At 39.9% G+C, this 5,449-nt stretch carries 4 protein-coding genes and 1 pseudogene; all 5 read right to left on the bottom strand.

The genetic code is table 11. The annotated features are described in order from the left end of the window. Positions 1–80: 80 nt before the first annotated feature. Positions 81–434 (bottom strand): IS66 family insertion sequence element accessory protein TnpB, encoded by a 354-nt coding sequence (gene tnpB / locus AB4375_RS07450; protein WP_017062948.1) that lies wholly within the window; start codon positions 432–434, stop codon positions 81–83. Next, on the bottom strand, positions 431–757 hold the full coding sequence (gene tnpA, locus AB4375_RS07455) for an IS66 family insertion sequence element accessory protein TnpA (RefSeq protein ID WP_372051272.1): 327 nt from the start codon (positions 755–757) through the stop codon (positions 431–433). The genes tnpB and tnpA overlap by 4 nt, the downstream gene beginning before the upstream one ends. A 468-nt stretch (positions 758–1,225) precedes the next feature. Then, the gene (locus AB4375_RS07460; RefSeq protein ID WP_372051273.1) at positions 1,226–2,929 is read right to left on the bottom strand and encodes a hypothetical protein; all 1,704 of its coding nucleotides are present in this window, start codon (positions 2,927–2,929) and stop codon (positions 1,226–1,228) included. A 56-nt stretch (positions 2,930–2,985) separates the two neighbouring features. Further along, on the bottom strand, positions 2,986–5,076 hold the full coding sequence (locus tag AB4375_RS07465) for a carboxylesterase family protein (protein ID WP_372051274.1): 2,091 nt from the start codon (positions 5,074–5,076) through the stop codon (positions 2,986–2,988). A 195-nt stretch (positions 5,077–5,271) separates the two neighbouring features. Continuing rightward, positions 5,272–5,449: pseudogene (locus tag AB4375_RS07470) on the bottom strand (IS5/IS1182 family transposase); the annotation flags it as partial.

A 5,449-nucleotide genomic window follows, 5' to 3' on the forward strand; every position in this document is an offset into this window, starting at 1 on the left:
GATATTTGGCGTCTTTTTCATAGCATTGATTATACTAAAATCGTGCCGTTAACGCTTGGAGAATAAGGCTTTATTCTCGATTAACTCATTGTAAAATCGTTTATTTTGATGGGTTCGTGGCCGATAATTGTGAAGCCTGAAAGCAGTCTATCAAGCTCAAATTGAGTGAGGGTAAACACCTGATTTTTCTCTTTTGAAGGCCACTTATACTTGGCTTTTTCAAGGCGTTTATACCAGAGGGCGAAGCCTGTTTTATCCCAGTACAACACTTTAATCTTATCGCGCTGTTTATTGGTAAACAGGAACAGCGCACCGCTGCCAAGAGGCAAGTCAGTATCATTTTCGATAATCGCTGCAAGGCCGTTGATGGACTTTCTAAAATCGACGCTTTCACGATAAAGGTAAATGTCTGAAGCGCTGAGCATACCTTTCATGACAACGCTCCAATGAGTTCAGCAAGATAGGTGGCTGGCGTGCCTTGAGGAATGCTCAGCTCCACATCATTGATGAGAAGTGTCATGTTCGCCGTAGCTATCTGGGCCTGATACTTGGTTGTCTTTTCAACGATTTCGGCTTTAACAAATCCGACAGATTCCGATTGGCTTGCTGTTTGGAGTTGATGCCGTTTGGCAAAGAACGTGGATAAACTCAGTCCATGCTCTTCACAAAAAGCACGTTGGGTAACACTGCTGCTTTCATATTGTTCAAACAGTGATTGCCATTCTAGGTTGGTTGGTACGTCGTTTTGCCATTTCAACTCTCCTTTGGGTTGGAGAGTTGATCTTATTCTTCGTGCTGAAGGATTAGAATGCGGTGTTCATGGCACGCTTACGGATTAGCTGGCATTGTTATCCCCTTAAAAATCTAGACGACAACTATGCTGACACGGGGGGAAACAGCCGATCGCAATCACCGAAATACGCATAAGCGACATATTGTTTTTTAAAGTTAACTGGGCTTAGATATCCAAGAGCACTGTCCTTCTTGTTCGATTATAATCAACTTCGATGTGCTTGGATGAAAATACGCAAGTGCTTGATGCATCTCTTCTCGCGAGTGAGGTGTTGCGTTTCAAGTGGCGGAGAGCCTTTAAATCAGAATGCTACCCGAACAAAAAAATGGCCATAAGAAACTAAGATGTTTCATGGCCACATTGTTAGATTAATATTAAATAAATTGAGCTACGGATACTCCCCATATTTCAGCTTAGTATTAACACAATCATTTACCATCGATAGCCCAAACTAACTGTATATGCTTCTCTTGTTTCACCTTTATTATAAAGGGCTGTGATATTATAGTGTTTACCTATTTGCTTATTAAAACCAATCAAATAAGCCCATTGATTTAGAGAAACATCAACGTCATAAGTGAACTCACCTTGTAACGCATCTACATAACCTAGATTACCGGATAACGTAGAATCTAAGCCTTGATATTCAGCACCAATTAATAACTGAGCTCTATAATCAACAAGCTGATAACCAACCATTGGTTGAGCAACAAACAGAGTATCACCCCAGCTCGAAGAGCCCTCTAATCGTGTTTGAGATGCGGTCATATTAAGCGTGGCGAAAAATTCTTTATACCCGACGGCTAGTGTAGTACCCACACCTAACAGATCATAGTCAAGACTTAAAGGAAGCTTCAATCGACCAGGGCTACACAGAGGGAGTCCTTCATTGCTTAGCGCACTACATAAGGCATCACCTAATCCAGGATCGATGCCGTTTAAACTATCTTTAACTTCGTTTAAACTCTCCGATGTATATTGCGCATCAATGGTTGCCTTAACTTTAATCTTTCCAGCTAAAGCGTAAACATTCCAGAAAGGCAAAATATAGACATCTCCCCTTATACTAAAACTCTCAGCATTAACTTTGGCGAAGGTCTCTGTCGGTTCAAAGTCCTTATCTAAATTCTGAAGGCCTAATGCTCCGAGACCTAAATTAAAAGATTGAAAGCCAAGATCCATATCTTGATTGCGATAAGCGACAGAAAAACCGTATGGAAGAGGAATATCAATACCTTGTCTACGGACTAAGTCTCCCATCAGTGGGAAAAAACTACTGACCTCGACCTTTTCTTCTCGAATACGAGGATCTGATGCTTCTTCAAGCTTTTCACTATCTAGAACTTCGACACCATCTACATCGTCATAAAAAGCGACGGGAGTCATGAGCAATGACAGAGTAAGCTTTTCTTTTTTTCTAGTTACTCCGTTTGCCACAATGGTTTTGCTTTTAACGTAAAATTGACCATTGTAACGCTCACTGATTAAGATTTCTTGTCTATAATCCTCAATTCTATAAGTACCATAGGTAAATGGTTGCGAATTAGTGATCACCATTTTAACAGGCTTGCGATCTTCAACACTTATCTCAACTCGCATGAAACGAAAATAGGCGACATCTTGAGGTAGTTGATACTTAGAATAGTTAAAACGTACAATTGCACGACGTTCATCTAATTCTTCAACGGTAACCGAAGACCGATCGTAACTATCTGAGTAGGCGCGAAGTCGATATTCTGTTTTAGTCAAATATTCAATGGAGTCTATCGCTCCACCATCTTCTGAGAGTGAAGGTTCACCATCGATTTGAGAAATTTGATCCTGAAAATATTTAATCCTCAAATCAATATTTCCCTTTAAATCTGTTGTTTGCACTAAATAAAAAGATGAAGATGAAGCCTCCTCATTAATTGAAGTGACTTTACGAACGTGCTCAACGATATGATCACCTTGAGATAAAGTACTAATACCATACTTAGGTAGGTGTTCCGGTATGCCATACCGCTCAAAAATCGAAGCTTCTTTTGCATTAGCAATATTAGAGAGTATCAAAATAAAAGAAAAGAAACTTACGCACCAAGATCTACGAAATAAAATAAAAAAAAATTTCGATGATTTACTTTCATCTCTATCCAACAAACTCTATTTAGCATATGTAGCATCATTCCTACCTCACTGTAATAAAAGACGACTTAGTAAATAGCATCACAAATACCTTGTGATGTGCTAGCATCAATACCCATATTTATCGTAGCATCCCACGCTGTAATATTCTTGTTTATTTCGCCACCATCATCCGTGGCATTATTAACTATCACCAATATGTTATCTGTATCTTCTTGGTATCGATATTCAGGGTTGAATAATTCATCGCTAAACCACAAACTCGATACTTCTCCCATAAGAAGAAGGTCACCTTCATCAGGCGCTATCTTCGATCCGCTTTGGTTATATAATCGATTAAATACAAAAGGAATTTCAGCTTGGTTACAGGCTTTTCCACCGAAGCAAGCCAAATTACCTATTGTGTCAAAAATGGAGTCTTCAATCAGCTGGTTATTAAAACTTGCGACATAGTCAAAATGATAAATGATAGGAGTGATGTCATGATCGACTTCTTTTGCGTAATCACGAATAGCACATTTATATATCAATTGATTATTTAATTGATTAAACTTTCTTATCTCTTCTGATACCCCATCTAAAGTGGTAGGATTTTCCGATGGTGAGAAATCATCAAAGCGTAAAGGTGTGTCGGTCAACCGATCTACATATAGGATTGATGATATTAACGTGTACGCAGGTATATCTGCTATTTGTGGCAAATCACGAATATCATCACTATCTCCTATTAAAAATAGGACAACATCAAGTAATTTAAGACCCGGTAATAATTCTATATTAATCAAGAATAGTAACTTTAACTCCGCTATATAACTATCCGTTTCATTGTTATTAAATCCTATAATAGAAGGGACGGTTAAAGGAGCTTCATGAGCGAGGCTTGTTACGTGATAGCCTGGGTATTCCTCATATTCTGTGCAAACCCCAAGGAATGTCTTTATGCACTCACGATGGGACTCAATGTAGGGTGAAAAGGGAAGTAATTTCGCTCGCGGTTCGATTGCTGCAATATCCGATGCGTATTTCAAAGTAAGCTTCGCCACAATCGATTCCGTGCTATCGCCATCTTCAATCCAGCCCAAGATGTCACTGACCATACTTTCGATGGTTTGGTCAGGTAAACCAAACAAGCGTCCCGTTATTTCTGCTTTTACTTGTTTTTGTAGTTCTAAAATCTGATCAACCGTCAATTGGTTAATACTTAAATCAGGATACAGCGTTGCCATTGCAGTTTCTAAAGTGTCGTATTGGTCTTTCGCTGCAGCGTATGATTCAAATGAAAGTCCGAGCGGTAAACTTTGCATAATCGCTCTGCTAAAGAAATTACCGGCAATATCATCTTCAGGATCGCGCTCTCCACTGGTTGTTTGCTGAAGCGCATTAATTGATGTCGCACCAGCACCTTGCCCAAATACAGTGACGTTTGTACTATCTCCGCCAAAGTCTTCGATATGTTGGCTAACCCACTCTAGAGCTCGCTTTTGATCACCAACCGCAAAGTTGCCCCCTTTCGTTTGACCTGCATCTTCAACCCACCGTTTTCCCAATAAACCAAGACGGTAGTTAAAAGTAACAGCGATAAAGGGGTTATCACTCATTGTACTTTGTGCAACGGCGACATCTGGAATTATATTGGGCAGGTGTCCAGATCCCGTTTCAAACGAACCACTATGGATATAAACATACACAGGTAATAAATCACCTGAAGTCGCATTATTAGGTCTCCATACGTTCAAGTAAAGGCAGGTCTCTGAGTACAATTCTGTTGAGCCAAACTGAGGGCATATGTTCCCAAAGTCTGTATACGAATTATTTTCGGTCACCGCTTGTGCTAGAGGCAGCATCACACTGTGTTCAAAACGGTCAGGCGCACCGAAGAAAAAATCACCTTCGCTACTATCGCCCGAGTAAGCATAAGGTATCCCTTTGAACGTTTCTATTGTAACCAGTGAGATACCGTCTTCAGTCGCAGAAAGTGAAGGGGCGACTGTGATTATTGGTTCTTTGAGGCCTTGTATAGTCACTTCTCCTATTTGAGCCTCAAAAGTAATGGGTTGAGGTGATTCCTCTTCAGGATCAGGGGTAAAGCTGAACTCAGTAGAATCATCACGACAACCGAAAAGTACAACTCCGATCAAGACCAAAAATGCTTTTGTCATCACTTACCTCTTCAATATCGAAAGTAAAGAACATTGCTATCACGCTTTGAATACCAAAATCAATCTTCTAATATTAGACTTAAAAATCAGAAAAGGTGGACAATATTACAATTACAGGTTCTGTCGTAAACAGTGGTGATAGGGGCTTTGTTTCCTAATTGGATCTCAGATAGAAACGGCCAGTATGGGTGATTATTAGGCTATTTCTATCGTTTTAGGCATACCTAACCCTGTGAGCTTATTCAACTCTTTAATCATGGCGTAGGTTTCACCAACCTGAGCATTATAGTTTCTTAAACTTAATCGCCCACCAAACAGTGTCTTTACACGGAACATAGCCGTCTCTGAAAGTGACCGTTTATGGTAACCGTAC

Source organism: Vibrio sp. 10N.261.51.C6, from assembly GCF_041471785.1.
Lineage (GTDB): Bacteria > Pseudomonadota > Gammaproteobacteria > Enterobacterales > Vibrionaceae > Vibrio > Vibrio crassostreae_C.

Coding starts and splice junctions, on each gene's coding strand:
- tnpB (WP_017062948.1), bottom strand. CDS start 434: ATGAAAGGTATGCTCAGCGCTTCAGACATTTACCTTTATCGTGAAAGC.
- AB4375_RS07465 (WP_372051274.1), bottom strand. CDS start 5,076: ATGACAAAAGCATTTTTGGTCTTGATCGGAGTTGTACTTTTCGGTTGT.